The organism is Paenibacillus sp. FSL R5-0908 (genome assembly GCF_038006245.1).
Lineage (GTDB): Bacteria > Bacillota > Bacilli > Paenibacillales > Paenibacillaceae > Paenibacillus_AQ > Paenibacillus_AQ odorifer.
Genome location: NZ_JBBOUV010000001.1, coordinates 4,281,200 through 4,297,076, shown reverse-complemented (window position 1 = coordinate 4,297,076; position 15,877 = coordinate 4,281,200). Strand labels below are relative to the sequence as shown.

At 43.0% G+C, this 15,877-nt stretch carries 14 protein-coding genes; 11 read left to right on the top strand and 3 right to left on the bottom strand.

The features are described 5' to 3' along the window. Nucleotides 1-17: 17 nt before the first annotated feature. A complete protein-coding gene (locus tag MKZ09_RS19635) occupies nt 18-737 on the top strand; it encodes a response regulator transcription factor (RefSeq protein WP_081394125.1) in 720 nt (239 codons plus the stop codon). A 45-nt stretch (nt 738-782) separates the two neighbouring features. Here the strand turns inward: MKZ09_RS19635 and MKZ09_RS19630 are convergent, their stop codons facing one another. Both MKZ09_RS19630 and MKZ09_RS19625 read right to left on the bottom strand, forming a co-directional pair. Beyond that, nucleotides 783-1,283, bottom strand: a complete 501-nt coding sequence (locus MKZ09_RS19630) for a C40 family peptidase (RefSeq protein ID WP_076200843.1) — start codon at nt 1,281-1,283, stop codon at nt 783-785. Nucleotides 1,284-1,577: 294 nt separating this feature from the next. After that, nucleotides 1,578-2,219, bottom strand: coding sequence for a thiamine diphosphokinase (locus MKZ09_RS19625; protein WP_076133765.1), 642 nt, complete (start codon nt 2,217-2,219; stop codon nt 1,578-1,580). A 165-nt stretch (nt 2,220-2,384) separates the two neighbouring features. Here MKZ09_RS19625 and MKZ09_RS19620 point away from each other — a divergent pair, with 165 nt between their 5' ends. Next, a complete protein-coding gene (locus tag MKZ09_RS19620) occupies nt 2,385-2,849 on the top strand; it encodes a low molecular weight protein-tyrosine-phosphatase (protein WP_076201346.1) in 465 nt (154 codons plus the stop codon). Between the two features lie 138 nt (nt 2,850-2,987). Here the strand turns inward: MKZ09_RS19620 and MKZ09_RS19615 are convergent, their stop codons facing one another. After that, nucleotides 2,988-3,719, bottom strand: a complete 732-nt coding sequence (locus tag MKZ09_RS19615; protein ID WP_076184429.1) for an alpha/beta hydrolase — start codon at nt 3,717-3,719, stop codon at nt 2,988-2,990. A 265-nt stretch (nt 3,720-3,984) separates the two neighbouring features. On the opposite strand from MKZ09_RS19615, the gene pdhA reads away from it, so the two are divergent. From pdhA to MKZ09_RS19570, 9 genes are all read left to right on the top strand, one after another. Continuing rightward, entirely contained in the window at nt 3,985-5,052 is a 1,068-nt protein-coding gene (gene pdhA / locus MKZ09_RS19610; protein WP_038571556.1) for a pyruvate dehydrogenase (acetyl-transferring) E1 component subunit alpha, read from the top strand. A gap of 15 nt (nt 5,053-5,067) precedes the next feature. Beyond that, entirely contained in the window at nt 5,068-6,045 is a 978-nt protein-coding gene (locus tag MKZ09_RS19605; protein WP_038571553.1) for an alpha-ketoacid dehydrogenase subunit beta, read from the top strand. A 106-nt stretch (nt 6,046-6,151) separates the two neighbouring features. Next, nucleotides 6,152-7,798: a 2-oxo acid dehydrogenase subunit E2 gene (locus MKZ09_RS19600; RefSeq protein ID WP_076133763.1), complete on the top strand. Its 1,647-nt coding sequence runs from the start codon at nt 6,152-6,154 to the stop codon at nt 7,796-7,798. 2 nt (nt 7,799-7,800) lie between these two features. After that, nucleotides 7,801-9,213 carry a dihydrolipoyl dehydrogenase gene (gene lpdA / locus MKZ09_RS19595; protein WP_036687684.1) on the top strand — a complete coding sequence of 471 codons (1,413 nt, stop codon included), beginning with the start codon at nt 7,801-7,803 and terminating at the stop codon, nt 9,211-9,213. A gap of 152 nt (nt 9,214-9,365) precedes the next feature. Continuing rightward, complete coding sequence (locus tag MKZ09_RS19590; protein ID WP_076200845.1) at nt 9,366-10,340, top strand: S66 family peptidase; 975 nt, start codon at nt 9,366-9,368, stop codon at nt 10,338-10,340. 141 nt (nt 10,341-10,481) lie between these two features. Then, nucleotides 10,482-11,462, top strand: a complete 981-nt coding sequence (locus tag MKZ09_RS19585; RefSeq protein WP_076200847.1) for a thymidylate synthase — start codon at nt 10,482-10,484, stop codon at nt 11,460-11,462. An 82-nt stretch (nt 11,463-11,544) separates the two neighbouring features. Continuing rightward, entirely contained in the window at nt 11,545-12,036 is a 492-nt protein-coding gene (locus MKZ09_RS19580; RefSeq protein ID WP_076200849.1) for a dihydrofolate reductase, read from the top strand. A 235-nt stretch (nt 12,037-12,271) separates the two neighbouring features. Then, a complete protein-coding gene (locus MKZ09_RS19575) occupies nt 12,272-13,759 on the top strand; it encodes a glutamate synthase subunit beta (RefSeq protein WP_076133759.1) in 1,488 nt (495 codons plus the stop codon). A 400-nt stretch (nt 13,760-14,159) separates the two neighbouring features. Continuing rightward, the gene (locus MKZ09_RS19570; protein ID WP_076200852.1) at nt 14,160-15,872 is read left to right on the top strand and encodes a proline--tRNA ligase; all 1,713 of its coding nucleotides are present in this window, start codon (nt 14,160-14,162) and stop codon (nt 15,870-15,872) included. The last annotated feature ends 5 nt before the right edge of the window (nt 15,873-15,877 follow it).

Sequence of the window (15,877 nt, the reverse complement as noted above, 5' to 3'; positions counted from 1 at the left end):
GGATACGGGGGATCTTCGTGAGTGAGCAAATGATATGGTACATGTCCGCGGAAAACGGAAGAGGAGAGGAAGAACTAGATGCTATTGCGAAAGTGTTTAATGATATCGGTCTGCAAATAACAAAAAGCGAAGATCCCGAAGATCTTCGCTTATCCATTTCTGAAGTAGAACCGGTATTGCTGCTTGCTGATTTAGGCGAGGTGGGAACATGGGAAGGATGGAAAATCATTTCCGCAGTAAGAGATGAGGGAATAATTCTTCCGGTCATGGTGATTTCCGCAGAATTATCTGGTAACGGAGCGGTTGCGGCCTTTTTAGCCGGAGGGAATGATTACATGACAAAACCACTACATACCGGTGAATTTAAATGTAGAATTCTAAATTTATTAACCCTCACGGGTCGGCGTCGAAATTTACAACATCTGTTAAAGGTGGATGGTTTAATGCTCGATCCCAGCCGCAGGCTGGTCACCCGTGAAGGGATCGAGCTTAAGATGACGCATAAAGAATTCGATCTTCTATATTATCTCGCTGCGAATCGAGGGATTATATGTTCCCGCGAGGAAATACTCAAACAAGTATGGGGATATCAATTCCATGCAGATACCAATGTTGTAGATGTATACATCAGGCATATCCGCTTAAAGATTGATAAAGGGTACCGGAACAAGTTGATTCATACTGTTCGCGGAACAGGATATGTAATGAGGGTGCCCGAAGGCAGCACCACATCCTGAGACTAATTCTCTTTTATAGAAAAGACTCTACTATAGAGCTGTTGTTTACAGTACGCGGCGAGCCTTTAGATAAGTCTTTTTCCATGTACCAGAATTAAGATCAGAAACTGTAACCCCTGGTTTACCGTAAGTGTGCAGAATTTTACCGTTTCCAGCGTAAATAGCTACGTGAGTTACATTTTTACCAGTTGCTCTGCTGCCGCTGGAGAAGAATACAAGATCGCCGACACGAAGGTTAGCTTTGGATACAGCAGTTCCTACTTTTGATTGAGCCGCAGCTGTGCGGGGTAATGATACATTATATTTATTAAAGATATGCTTCATAAAGGAAGAGCAATCAAAAACCTTAGTAGTAGAAGTAGAGGCTCCGAATTTGTATGGAGTGCCCATAAAGTTTTTTCCGAAATTGACAACGCTTTGTCCTTTGGACACCGTAGCGGCTTCAACTTTAGTTGCACCTACACCAGTTGCCATCATTGTTCCTAAACCCATTGTAGTAACCATTCCTATAACAATCGCTTTTTTTATCCATTGTTGTTTATTCATGTTGTAATTACCTCCAAAGTTAGTATATCAATCTGTTTTGCTTGGCTTGTCTTGCTTGCCTGATTCGTAGTATAGCAGGTTATCTATGTCATAAAATTTGGTAGAGTAGCAATAAAGTGAGTCTGGGCCTGGGTTGTAAGCGTTTTATTAAAAATTCATTAAAAGTTACAAAAAATTAATAACTTGATATTTTGAGCAATAAAATAAGCCGTAAACCCCTTGATATATAAAGGATTTAACGGCTTTTTAATTTTGAAACAAAAGTTACAAGGATGTTTCTATATCACTATGTATTTAGTCTTTGCTCTGGATAATCAGCAATAATCCACTACGTATTCTAACTGTTCCAGTGGAGGAAATCAGTTTGTTGCTTACACCTAGAGATTGCCCTAGCTTTAAAGTAGCATCGTTCAAAGGATATTGAAATCCTTCTAATGTAATCCCTGTTACTTCAGGAGTTAATGGAAGCAAAGATACGTAAGTGTAGCCCAAATCTTCAATGACTGTTTGGGATCCGGTAAGTGTCACATAGTTATTAGAATCCATGACGTAACAATTGATTTGACGTTGCAGAGCCCTTGTCATCATTTGAATGCTGGCTAAGGAGTGGTCAATTCGAGTGCCTGTAACTCCTAATAGTAAAATAGAATCGGGCTGCTGATTCATTGCAATATCGAGTGCCATCTCACTGTCGGTTAAATCCTTGTACACGGCGTCACAAGTGATTGTTTTTTTACTTTTAGATTGAATATCCTGAAAAGCCTCAGGCGATACGGAATCGAAATCACCTACCGCAATATCTGGTATATATCCATGTGAGATGAGGAATAATGCACCCCGGTCCGCACCGATAATAAAATCTTCTTCATCTAATAGAGCGAAATAATCCGGAGATAGTTCTCCACCGGCAAAAATAACGACTCGTTTGGATGGCATAACATCCATTCCTCCTCTAAAACTCTAGTTGGTTATCCTGTCCCAGTATAATGCAGATCGAAAAGTTGCACAATTGACCAAGACAACGCTAAAATGATAGTGTGCGATTTTTTATGTGCATAAATTCATATTTACTAATGTTTTAACAATTGGGAGGTGAATGAAATCGTAAATGTGTTATTTATCTGTCTGGGTAATATTTGTCGCTCACCGATGGCGGAGGCCGTTCTGCGCCATAAAATTGATGAACGAGAGCTTTCACATAAGATTCTGGTTGACTCTGCGGGAACTGGAGATTGGCATATAGGTAAGGAACCGCATGAAGGGACCAGACGTATACTTGATCAAAACAAGATTAGTTATGCGAATATGGCAGCGCGTTTGGTCAGTAGCGAGGATTTCCAAAAGTTTGATTATATCGTTTGCATGGACAAGTCTAATGGAGAGAATGTTCGAAAGGTTCCTGGCGGGGAAGAGGCTAAGCTTTTGTTCTTCATGGATTTATTGCCTGAGGAAGAATTGAGAGAAGTGCCAGACCCTTATTTTACTGGTGATTTTGAGCAGGTATATGATTTGATCAATGCAGGCTGTGACGTTTTGCTAGAAATGGTGATCAGAGAAAAGCTGTAACCTGGTTGGGTTACAGCCCTCTCTGATTTGTATTAAAGTAGATTAAGGAAATTTTCTGGATTAAACTGTAAGCGCAAACACGGCTGAAATCTACATACGTTCTTTAGATGTTCATTTTTTGCTTCTATCAATAAGGCATTATGTGTTTAAAAAATAGAGTAGAGATTCAGGGAGTTCCTTTTGCCAAAAGCCCCAGAGATGACGACCGTCTTTCTCACGGTAGGATACAGTAGCTCCACGAGCTTCAAGCAACGCTTTTGTTTCTCTGTTCATCTGAACAAAATCATAGGTTCCAGTATCAGTCTGGTAATCTGTTTCCTGCAGTCCAACGACCATATTAATATTAAGCCAGGAGAGATCTTCCTCTTTAGCCAGCATGGCTTGGGATTCGGGATAGAATGCACCGGATAGGCTGATGATACGTGTGAAGATAGCTGGATAAGCAAGTGCCAGATGGAGGGAGACGCTGCCTCCAAGGGAATCACCGGCTAAGATTCGTTCGTCGGGTGTACGGCGTACGGGATAATTTTTTTCAATGAAGGGAATAATCTCTTCGGAAAAGCAAGATAGGTACTGCTTGAATCGGCTGCCGAACGGAGCGTATTCTTGAGTCCGAACAGCGACGTTAACTTCTACACCAACGATAATGAAGGGCTCGACATCTTCTTCTATAATAAGTTGTCCAGCAAGTGTAGCAATGCGTCCAAAGTTGAAAAATTCTTCTCCGTCTTGGCAGTACACCACGGGGTAACTGAGAACTTCGTTGTAGCCTGGGGGCAGATAGATACGTAATTTACGTTCCTCCTGCAGATGTTCACTCCAAAGCGTTTCTTTTACAATTGTGCGTTTCAGAAAAACAGAATCGCTCATCGTTGTCACGTCACCTTTCTTGTCGAATTTTGCAATACACACAGGGTTACGCTAAAATTATTAAATGTGTAACTGTGTTATTAATCATTTACTTGTTGGAAAAGTATTAAACTGTTATATAAAATTCTCTCACCTGTTATACATACAAAATTTGAAGGAATATAAATTTTATAAGTATTTCTTTGACGAAAGTAACTAAACAGGTGTATAATAATATTATAACAGAGGCAGCTGATATTCAAATTTTTTTATTGAGGTGAAGATAATGAGTAAAGTTCCTTATGAAGTGTATACAGAGGACGTCGAGGCTCTATCGGTACTTTCCCCGGATGGAGAAATTATCAATAAGGATAAAATGCCAGATTTAACCGACGATCAACTGAAAGAAATTATGTATCGTATGGTATTTACCCGTACTTGGGATGATCGTGCAGTAAACCTTGGCCGTCAAGGTCGCCTTGGTTTCTACGCACCGGTATCCGGTCAAGAAGCTACCATGATTGGTAGTGAGTTCGCTTTGGAGAAAGAAGACTTCTTATGCCCAGGCTACCGTGATATTCCGCAGCTAGTATGGCACGGACTTCCATTGTACCAAGCTTTCTTATATTCCCGTGGTCACCAACATGGTGGAGCTATTCCTGATGGGGTTAATGTATTAATGCCACAAATTATCATTGGTGCGCAAATCCTGCACGCTACTGGTATTGCTATGGGCTTCAAATTGAAAAAACAAAAAAATGTTGCAATTACTTACACTGGTGATGGCGGTTCTTCAGAAGGTGACTTCTACGAAGGCTTGAACTTTGCTGGTCGTTTTAAACTGCCTGTAATCTTCTTTGTTCAAAACAACGGTTATGCGATTACGACTCCGTTCGCTAAACAAACGGCTTCCAAATCGATCGCTCACAAAGCGGTTGCAGCTGGTATTCCAGGGATTAAGGTTGACGGTATGGACATCTTTGCAGTAATCAGTGCTGTACGCGATGCTGCTGAACGTGCACGTAACGGCGAAGGCGCTACATTGATCGAAGCTGTAACTTACCGTTTCCGTCCACACTCCCTTTCTGACGATGCAAGTAAATATCGTTCGAAAGAAGAAGAAGGACAATGGAGTGAAAAGGACCCAATCGCCCGTCTTGCCAAGTATTTGGAGAAGAAAGGTCTTTGGACTGAAGAAGATACACTGCGCGTGAAAGATGAAGCGAAAGCTACTGTTAACGAGCAGATCAAAAAAGCTGAACAAACCGAAAAAATGACAATACCTGGCTTGATCGACAGCATGTTCGAAGTAACACCTAAACATCTGGAAGAGCAAAAAGCTGATTTTGAATAAGGGGGATATCAGGCAATGGCACAAATGAATATGAAAGAAGCGATTCGCGACGCGATGCGCGTTGAACTGAATCGTGACCCTAACGTTCTTATCTTCGGAGAGGATGTTGGTAATGTAGGTGGCGTTTTCCGTGTAACTGAAGGTCTGCAAAAGGAATTTGGCGAAGATCGTATTTTTGATACACCGCTTGCTGAGTCCGCTATCGGCGGTCTGGCATTTGGTCTTGGTGTACAAGGCTTCCGTCCGATTGCTGAAATTCAATTCGTAGGTTTTATCTTTGAAGCACTGGATCAAATCGTTGTTCAAGCTGCACGTCTGCGCTGGCGTTCTGGCGGTAAATATAACGCTCCAGTAGTATTCCGTACTCCTTTTGGTGGCGGAGTTAAGGCTGCTGAGCTTCACACTGACTCACTCGAAGGTTTGATCGCACAAAGCCCAGGGATTAAAGTTGTAATTCCTTCAAACCCATATGATGCTAAGGGACTTCTAATCGCGTCTATTCGCGACAATGACCCTGTATTCTTCATGGAGCACTTGAACCTTTATCATGCATTCCGTGCTGAAGTGCCGGAAGGTGAATATACAGTTGAGCTTGGAAAAGCGAACGTAGTACGTGAAGGTTCTGACGTTTCGATCATTACTTACGGGCTGATGGTACATACAGCTACCAAAGCAGCCGAGCAACTCGAAAAAGAAGGCGTTAATGTTGAAATTATCGACCTTCGTACTGTAAGTCCGATCGACATCGACACTATTGTAGCGTCTGTGAAGAAGACTAACCGTGCTATCGTGGTGCAAGAAGCACAAAAGAGTGCGGGTGTAGCTGCTGAAGTTATCGCACAAATCAATGAAAAAGCACTACTGCACTTGGAAGCACCTGTGCTTCGTATCGCAGGTCCTGATACTGTGTATCCATTCGCACAAATAGAAGATACATGGCTTCCAAACCCTGCACGTATTATTGCAGGCGTGAAGAAAGTTTTGGAATTCTAAATATTTTTATGAGAAACAGTTGTCATCCATATGGATGACAACGTTGTTTCATCTTATAAAGTTTAAATCATAAGGTTAGTCCCAATTTCACGAGGAGGTTTTCAAAGTGGCAAAGTTTGAATACCGATTTCCTGAACTAGGTGAAGGTCTGCATGAAGGTGAAATCATCAAAATGCATATCAAAGCCGGTGACAAGGTAACGGATGATGATATCGTAATGGAAGTTCAAAATGACAAGGCGGTAGTTGAGGTGCCTTGCCCAGTAAACGGTACTGTGTTGGAAGTTCTGACTAAAGACGGTCAAGTATGCCGTGTCGGTGAAGTAGTGGCTATTATCGAAGCAGAAGGTGACGTACCTGATCAAGAGGGTGCTGCTACTGAAGCTCCTGCTGCTCAAGCGCCAGCTGCACCAGCTGCTCCAGCATCTAACAAAGCATCGAATTTTGAATATCGCTTCCCTGAGCTGGGTGAAGGTCTGCATGAAGGTGAAATCATCAAAATGCATATCAAAGCCGGTGACAAGGTAACGGATGATGACATCATCATGGAAGTTCAAAATGATAAGGCTGTAGTTGAGGTTCCATGTCCAGTGAATGGTACTGTATTGGAAGTTCTGACTAAAGATGGCCAAGTTTGCCGCGTAGGCGAAGTTGTTGCTATTATCGCTGCTGAAGGCGACGTTCCTGAACAAGAAGGTCATGCATCTGCTGAAGCCGATGCAGCAAAAGGAAGTGCAAACACTACTTCTTCCCCTGCAGCAACAAGCCCTGCTGATGCTAAAGAAGGCGGATCTGCAAGTGTAACACCAGCTCCTGACCGCGATGTATTGGCTACACCAAGCGTTCGCAAATTTGCTCGTGAGCAAAAAGTGGATATTTCCAAAGTGAACGGAACTGGAAAAGGTGGTAAAATCACTCGTGAAGACGTAGAAGCCTTCTTGAAAGGTGGTTCTACACCTGTAGCTCCTGCAGCAGCAGCGGCATCTGAAGCTCCTAAGGCTGCTAAGACCGAAGCTAAAGCAGCACCTGCAGCAGCTAGCGGTAACGTTAGTCTTGAAGAAGAACGTGTACCATTCAAGGGTATTCGTAAGGCGATCTCCAACGCAATGGTTAAATCGGCGTACACTGCTCCACACGTAACCATTATGGATGAAGTAGATGTTACTGAACTGGTAGCATTCCGTACACGTATGAAACCTATTGCTGAGAAAAAAGGCGTTAAGGTTACTTACCTTCCATTTATCGTTAAGGCACTTGTTGCAGCTTCCCGTCAATTCCCAGCACTCAATGCTATGATTGATGAAGAAGCAGGCGAAATTGTCTACAAGAAATACTACAATATCGGTATCGCTACTGATACACCAAACGGTTTGATCGTTCCAGTTATCAAAGACGCTGACCGTAAGAGCATTTGGATGATTGCTAGCAGCATCACTGACTTGGCTGTTCGTGGCCGTGACGGTAAATTGTCTGCTAATGAAATGAAGGGCAGCACGATCTCCATCAGTAACATCGGTTCTGCTGGCGGTATGTTCTTTACTCCAATCATCAACTTCCCTGAAGTGGCTATCCTCGGAACTGGCCGTATCAGTGAAAAAGCAGTTGTGAAAAATGGTGAAATCGTAGTTGCTCCAGTAATGGCGTTGTCACTCAGCTTTGACCACCGTATTATCGATGGTGCGACTGCTCAAAACTTTATGAACTACATTAAATCGCTGCTCAATAATCCTGAGCTGCTGGTTATGGAGGTATAATTATGGTAGTAGGAGACGCTTCACTAGATATTGATACATTGGTCATTGGTGCAGGTCCTGGTGGGTATGTGGCGGCAATTCGTGCCGCCCAGCTCGGCCAAAAAGTCCTCATCGTGGATAAATCGGAACTTGGCGGTGTATGTTTGAACCGTGGATGTATTCCTTCTAAAGCCTTGATCGCTGCTGCGCATCAATTTGAATCTGCACAGCATGGTGAAGTTTTCGGCGTTACAGCTGAGAATGTTAAAGTGGATTTTGCCAAAACTCAAGAATTTAAGAACAGCGTAGTTAAAAAAATGACTAGCGGTGTGACTAGCTTGATGAAGGGCAACAAAATTGAAGTATTTAACGGTGAGTGCATGTTTATCAGCGACACAGAAGCACGTGTGTTCAACGATCATGAATCTCCACGTTACCGCTTCAAACACTGCATCATTGCTACAGGTTCCCGTCCAATTGAACTTAAACCTTTCCCATTCGGCGGACGTATTCTGTCTTCGACTGAAGCTCTGGAACTTCCAGAAATTCCGAAGAGCATGATCGTAATCGGTGGTGGATACATCGGTGCCGAGCTTGGTCAAATGTACTCTAAATTTGGCACTAAAGTAACAATCATCGAAGGTTTGGATACTGTACTTCCAGGCTTTGATAAAGATATGACTCGTCTTGTTGCGAAAAACATGGCTAAAACTGGCATCGAAATCGTAACTAACGCTAAAGCTGAAAGTGCTGTTCAGAACGACAAAGAAGTAACCGTGAAATACTCTGTTGGTGGCGAGTCCAAAGAAGTTACAGCAGATTACTTGCTTGTTACTGTAGGTCGTCGTCCTAACACTGACGGTGAACTTGGTCTGGACCTGATCGGTCTTGAGCTCGACGAGCGCGGATTGATCAAAGTTGATCACCAAGGACGCACAAGCATTCCTACCATCTTCGCTATCGGCGACGTTGTTCCAGGTCTTGCTTTGGCTCACAAGGCTTCTTACGAAGGTAAAATCGCTGCTGAAGCAATCGCAGGACTTACATCTGTTGTTGACTACAAAGTCATCCCAGCTGTTGTATTTACAGATCCTGAGTGTTCAAGCGTTGGTTTGACTGAAAAAGAAGCAAAAGACAAAGGCTACAAAGTGAAGAGTGGCAAATTCCCATTCGCAGGAAATGGTCGCGCAGTATCTTTGAACAGCCCAGAAGGCTTCATCAAAATTGTTGCTAACTCCGAGAACAATTTGGTACTGGGAGCTCAAATCGTTGGTATCGAAGCTTCCAACTTGATCGCTGAACTTGGTTTGGCAATCGAAATGGGCGCAACGCTTGAAGATATCGCTTTGACTATTCATGCGCATCCAACCCTTGGCGAAATCGTCATGGAAGCTGCTGAGTTGGTTGAAGGTCACCCAATTCATGTAATGAAATAATTTTTCTCCAAAAATTGCTCTAGCAGGCAACAGAAAGGCGGACGCAAATGCGTTCCGCCTTTTTTTGTGTTTTCCACTTTTTTGAAAAGAGATATACTGGGAGGAAGAGCAATTACTTAATCTGTAATTTATAAATATAGGGAGGTTCAATGATGAGAGCTGATAAATTAAAGCCTGGAGATGAGCTGCGTATTATCTCTCCTTCCAGAAGTTTGTCATTAATCGATGCTCAGCAAAGAAAAATCGCTAAAGAGCAGCTTGAACGGTTAGGTTTTCGGATATCCATTTCAACAAATTCTTTTGAGACGGATGATTTTGTTTCCTCTTCTATTGATTCGAGAATTGAGGATTTGCACGAAGCCTTTTTAGACCCCAAAGTGAAAGGAATATTAACGACCATTGGGGGCTTCAATAGTAACCAGCTGCTGCGTTATATAGATTATTCAATCATTGCAGAGAATCCAAAGCGTTTATGTGGTTATTCGGATATTACTGCACTAAGTAATGCGATTTATGCTCAAACAGGTTTAGTTACATACTCCGGACCGCATTTTTCTACATTCGCGATGCTTCACGATAATGAATATACCATCGAATATTTCCGCAAGCTGATGATGGACAATAAAGAAATTCTAGTGCAGCCTTCCAAGCATTGGAGTGATGATGAGTGGTATCTGGATCAGGAGAACCGGATATTTATTAAAAATGAAGGTCCTTTCATTATCAATGATGGGGAAGCGAAAGGAACGATTATTGGTGGCAATTTATGCACTTTAAATCTTTTGCAGGGAACAGAATATATGCCAAGTTTAAAAAATTCTATATTGTTCATTGAGGATGATTATGAGTCAGCACCTGCAACCTTTGATCGAGATCTGCAATCCCTAATTCATCAGCCTGAATTTGCAGAGGTTAAAGGGTTGGTGATCGGCAGATTCCAAAAAGAATCACGAATGTCCATGAAGCTGCTAACTACAATTATCCGCTCGAAAGAAGAGTTATCCGATATTCCTGTGATTGCAGATGTGGACTTTGGACATACATCGCCGATGATTACCTTTCCTGTGGGTGGACAAGCAAGCCTTCGTGCATACGGGGCCAGAGTGGAGCTTAGGATAGCGGAGTAGAGATACAATTGCTGAATCAATCCTTTATAATTGAATATGTAGCCTGATTATTAAATATATTTAAAAATTATCTTACCTTCTACAAAAATCGGATTTATCAGATATAATATATGAGGTGAAATATTACGGAGGTGCAATACATTGACGAATGAGTTAGAACAAGCCTATTTGAATTTTTTACAATATATTTTAGATCATGGTGTGAAAAAAGAAGATCGTACAGGAACTGGTACAATTAGTGTATTTGGTTATCAAATGCGATTTGATTTATCAAAAGGCTTCCCGCTGTTTACAACAAAGCGTACACCGTTTCGCTTAATTGCTAGCGAGCTATTGTGGTTTATTAAAGGGGATACCAATATTCGTTATTTATTGAAAAATAATAATCATATTTGGGATGAATGGGCTTTTAAAAGATGGGTTGAATCGGACGAATATACTGGCCCAGATATGACAGACTTCGGGAATCGTTGTTTAGTTGATGAAGATTTTAATCAATTATATCAAGCAGAGATGAAAGCATTCTGTGACCGTGTCTTAGAAGATGATGAGTTTGCTGCGAAATATGGCGAGCTAGGAAATGTTTACGGTAAGCAATGGCGGAATTGGACATCTTCTACTGGCGAATCAATTGACCAATTACAAGACGTTATTCATCAGATCAAAACAAATCCTGATTCTCGGCGTTTAATTGTCAGCGCATGGAATCCGGAAGATGTTATAAATGCTGGGACGAAAGGAAGCAAAGCAGCGTTACCGCCCTGCCACGTGATGTTCCAGTTCTACGTTGCAAATGGTAAACTAAGCTGTCACTTGCTGCAACGCAGTGCGGACTCCTTTCTCGGGGCAAACTTCAATATTCCATCTTACTCCTTACTTACCCATTTAATCGCATACGAATGTGGACTGGAAGTAGGCGAGTTTGTATATAGCATTAGTGATGCGCATATCTATTCAAACCATGTTGAGCAAGTGAAAGAGCAATTATCAAGAGAATTAAGAGCATTGCCTACACTGGTTATTAATTCAAAGAAAGAATCAATTTTTGATATTGAACTGGAAGATCTGGTCATTGAGGGGTACAATCCGCATCCTTCGATAAAAGCGCCGATCGCAGTATAACGTAATTCTCAAAAATTAAGATTCGCAAATATAATTTCTGGAAGTATAGTTTTTAATTTAGTTTGGAGAAGGAGGGAACTTCATGAGTGTTAGCTTAATATGGGCAATGGGTGCCAATCATGTCATAGGAAAAGATAACGATATGCCTTGGCATTTGCCACTGGATTTTGCTTATTTTAAAGCAGAAACATTGGGCAAAAGAATGCTAATGGGCCGCAAAACCTGGGATTCGCTCGGAGGCAAGCCCTTGAAGGGCAGAACGAGCCTAATTCTAACTAGGGATACTGATTATTCAGCCGAAGGTGCAACGGTTCTACACACGCTTGAAGAGGCTCTCAGCGAGGGTAGAAAAGAAGATGAGTTGATGGTGATCGGCGGTGCGGAAATTTATCGCTTGATGTTGCCGTATGCTGACAAGCTAATGTTGACGCAGATCGATCAGGATTTTGAAGGAGATACCCGGTTTCCTGAGATTGACTGGAGGATGTGGAAAGAGGTCTCCAATATCAATGGAATTCGTGATGAGAAGAATCCGTATGATTACCGTTTTCTTGTTTACGAACGTACGGAATAGCAATAAAACGTTTTCTCTGACATAACATGTGAAATAGTACAAATAATCAGTAGATTTATCCATTACTGTGCAAAAGTGATGAATGTTACTATAATTAAAATTAGAAATGATTATGTATAGGTATAGAATAGAATGTGCAGGTACTTCATTGCGTTGCTGACAACCATACGAAGCCGCAATATGCTACAATGTACTATACTTCAACACGAAGAGAACGGATGGGGGAAACGTAAACATGTCTACACCTACAGGTTTTATGGAGTATAAACGGCAGCTCCCAGGTGATCGGGATCCTGAGCAGCGGGTAAAGGACTGGGAAGAATTCCACCATCATTTATCCGAGGACGAGCTTCGGACACAGGGCGCACGTTGTATGGATTGCGGAACCCCCTATTGCCATACAGGTATCGATATGGCTGGCGGGACCTCAGGTTGTCCAGTACACAATTTAATTCCGGAGTGGAATAACTTGGTGTATCGCGGACTCTGGAAAGAAGCACTGGAACGTCTGCATAAGACAAACAACTTTCCTGAATTCACAGGCAGTATTTGTCCCGCACCCTGTGAAGGCTCTTGCACAGTGGGTCTGATCGGACAGCCGGTAACCATCAAAACAATTGAACTTGCGATCGTTGATAAGGGTTTTGAAGAGGGCTGGGTTATACCTAATCCTCCGGAGAAACGGACTGGCAAAAAAATTGCAATCGTAGGCTCTGGACCTGCTGGACTTGCCGCAGCAGCACAGCTTAACAAGGCTGGACATACTGTAACTGTATTTGAGCGCAGTGACCGCGTTGGCGGACTGCTGACATATGGAATACCTACTATGAAGCTTGATAAAAAAGTTGTACAACGTCGTGTAGATTTGCTGGCTGCGGAAGGGATTAACTTCGTAGTGAACACTGAGATTGGTAAAGACATTCCGGCTCAGCAGCTTGTTGATGAGTATGATGCGGTCGTTCTGTGTGGTGGAGCTACTAAGGCACGCCGTTTCAACATTGAAGGCAGTGAGCTTAAGGGCGTTATGTATGCCATGGATTATTTAAATGGCACGATCAAGAGTTACTTGAATTCCAATCTGGAGGATGGTAATTATGTATCCGCTGAAGGTAAAGATGTAATCGTCTTAGGTGGCGGGGATACAGGATCTGACTGTGTTGCTACAGCGCTTCGTCATGGCTGCGGCAGTATCACTCAATTTGGTACACATGAAAAAGCGCCTCTGCAACGGGATCCGATTGCTAATCCTTGGCCACAATTTCCGAATGTGTACAGCTTGGATTATGCGCAAGAAGAAGCGAAAGCTATTTTTGGCGATGATCCGCGTGAGTTCTCTATCATGACCACTAAATTCGTTGGGGATGAAGAGGGGAATTTGAAGGAGCTTCATACGGTGCAGATCCGCCGGATCGTGGATGAGACAGGTCGTAAAATCTACCAGCCCGTTCCTGGAACAGAAGCTGTATATCCTGCTCAACTCGCTCTAATCGCCATAGGTTTCGATGGTCCGGAGCAAGATATTGTTGAGGAGCTTAATTTGGAGACCGATCGTCGTACCAATGTGAAAGCACGTTACGGCAAATTCAATACGAACGTGGATAAAGTGTTTGCTGCTGGCGATATGCGTCGTGGTCAAAGCTTGGTGGTCTGGGCCATCAATGAAGGTCGTGAAGCTGCACGTGAAGTGGATAAATACCTGATGGGCTCAAGCGTTCTTGTCTAGGCATTAATTCAAGAAGCCGTTTCAAAAGCAGTTTACCTGCTGGAGAAGCGGCTTTTTTTTGGAGCCGACGCTTGACGGAAATATTATTTTCATATAGATTTAATACAATATTTAAATGACAAAAGCATTGACCAAGGACTTACGATCCTAGAAGCGTTAGAACAGAGAGGGAACTCACCGGCTGAAAGGTTCCTCATATACGTGTGGATGGTATCCTGCCTGGGTAGCTGCAGCGTACAACCGCTGCCGGAATCGGCCGTTATTCGATTGAGGATCGCCAAATCAAGTGTAGACTATGTACGGGCTGGCGGTTAAATAAGGGTGGTATCACGACACATTCGTCCCTGACGAATGTGTCTTTTTGCGTTTAGAGCGTTCATTTTTTAGGGAGGGTATAAATATGCGTCAAAGTAATCTTTTATTAACAACTCTGCGGGAGGCACCTTCAGAGGCGGAGGTGAGCAGTCATCAGCTACTGCTGCGTGCGGGATATATCCGCCAATTAGCAGCGGGCGTGTACACTTATTTACCGCTTGGCAGACGTGTTTTACGGAAATTAGAAGCTATTGTGCGGAAGGAGATGGATGTCTCTGGGGCTCAGGAGGTATTGATGCCATCTATGCAGCCTGCGGAGCTCTGGAAAGAATCAGGCAGGTATGAGGTATACGGTAAAGAGCTGATGACGCTGCGGGATCGTCATGAGCGGGAATTCATACTAGGTCCTACACATGAGGAAGTAGTAACCACACTCGTCCGGAATGAGATCAGCTCCTATCGTAAGCTTCCTATTACCGTATATCAGATTCAGACCAAATTCCGTGATGAACGCCGACCACGTTTTGGACTGCTGAGAGGCAGAGAGTTTTTGATGAAGGATGCTTACTCTTTTGACACAAGCCTGGATGGTCTCGATAAATCATATATTCAAATGTTTGAGGCTTATCACCGGGTATTGGAGCGATGTGGATTGAAATTCCGTGCTGTCCATGCGGATTCCGGTGCGATTGGAGGCGAGGGCGGCAGTCATGAATTTATGGCGCTGGCTGAAATTGGAGAGGATACGATTGCTGCATGCTCCGTTTGTGATTATGCCGCGAATCTGGAACAGGCAGAGTCCGTGCGGCCTGTAAAAAATGAAGTTGTCATACAAGTACCGGAGATAGAGAAATTCCTAACTCCTGATTTGCGCACAATTGAGCAACTAGAGCAGGAGCTAGATATCCGGCCAGACCAGATTATCAAAACATTAATCTATGAAGGTGACGGACAGATTTTTGCTGTACTGGTCCGGGGTGATCATGAAGTAAATGAGATTAAGGTAAGTAAATATTTGGGAACGAATGAGATTAAGCTTGCTGACTACGAGGCTGTGAAATCCTTAGCGGGCGTTGAAAGTGGATTTGTAGGACCTGTAGGCCTAACGCTTACTATCCTAGCAGATGCGGCAGTAGCTGATATGACTCAAGGGATTACAGGGGCGGGAGAAAAAGATTATCACTTCCGTAACGTCGTACCCGGCAGAGATTTTTCGCTTGAGCATGTGGGGGATTTTCGGAATGTAGCAGAAGGTGAAGTTTGTCCGCATTGTTTGGAGGGTATTCTGCATTTTCATCAAGGGATTGAAGTGGGTCATGTCTTCAAATTAGGTACTAAATACAGTGAAAAGCTAGGTGCTTCTTACTTAGATTCTTCAGGCAAAAGTCAACCTATGATTATGGGCTGTTACGGAATTGGTATCTCACGGCTTTTATCCGCTATTGCTGAACAGCATCATGATGAGGATGGATTAATGTGGCCAGCAGCATTGGCACCTTATCAGGTTCATATCTTGATAATGTCCATCAAGGATAGTGAGCAGCAGATGGTTGCCGAAGGGCTCTATGATCAACTAACCAAGCTTGGCATTGAGACTCTGATTGATGATAGGGATGAACGCGCTGGCGTCAAATTTAAAGATTCAAGCTTGATCGGGATCCCTTTATCAATAGTTGTGGGCAAGGAAGCATCTCAGGGAAGAGTAGAGTATCTGGAACGAAACACAGCGGGGAAAGAAGTCTTAGAAATTATGGAAGCTGTGTCTCGGATCAAACAATTCTATTCACCGCTGATATAAATGAT

Bases quoted from the DNA above. Each gene is read 5' to 3' on its own strand.
- MKZ09_RS19605 (WP_038571553.1), top strand. From the start codon at position 5,068: ATGGCACAAATGAATATGAAAGAAGCGATTCGCGACGCGATGCGCGTT.
- MKZ09_RS19580 (WP_076200849.1), top strand. From the start codon at position 11,545: ATGAGTGTTAGCTTAATATGGGCAATGGGTGCCAATCATGTCATAGGA.
- MKZ09_RS19615 (WP_076184429.1), bottom strand. From the start codon at position 3,719: ATGAGCGATTCTGTTTTTCTGAAACGCACAATTGTAAAAGAAACGCTT.
- lpdA (WP_036687684.1), top strand. From the start codon at position 7,801: ATGGTAGTAGGAGACGCTTCACTAGATATTGATACATTGGTCATTGGT.
- MKZ09_RS19630 (WP_076200843.1), bottom strand. From the start codon at position 1,283: ATGAATAAACAACAATGGATAAAAAAAGCGATTGTTATAGGAATGGTT.
- pdhA (WP_038571556.1), top strand. From the start codon at position 3,985: ATGAGTAAAGTTCCTTATGAAGTGTATACAGAGGACGTCGAGGCTCTA.
- MKZ09_RS19575 (WP_076133759.1), top strand. From the start codon at position 12,272: ATGTCTACACCTACAGGTTTTATGGAGTATAAACGGCAGCTCCCAGGT.
- MKZ09_RS19570 (WP_076200852.1), top strand. From the start codon at position 14,160: ATGCGTCAAAGTAATCTTTTATTAACAACTCTGCGGGAGGCACCTTCA.
- MKZ09_RS19625 (WP_076133765.1), bottom strand. From the start codon at position 2,219: ATGCCATCCAAACGAGTCGTTATTTTTGCCGGTGGAGAACTATCTCCG.
- MKZ09_RS19590 (WP_076200845.1), top strand. From the start codon at position 9,366: ATGAGAGCTGATAAATTAAAGCCTGGAGATGAGCTGCGTATTATCTCT.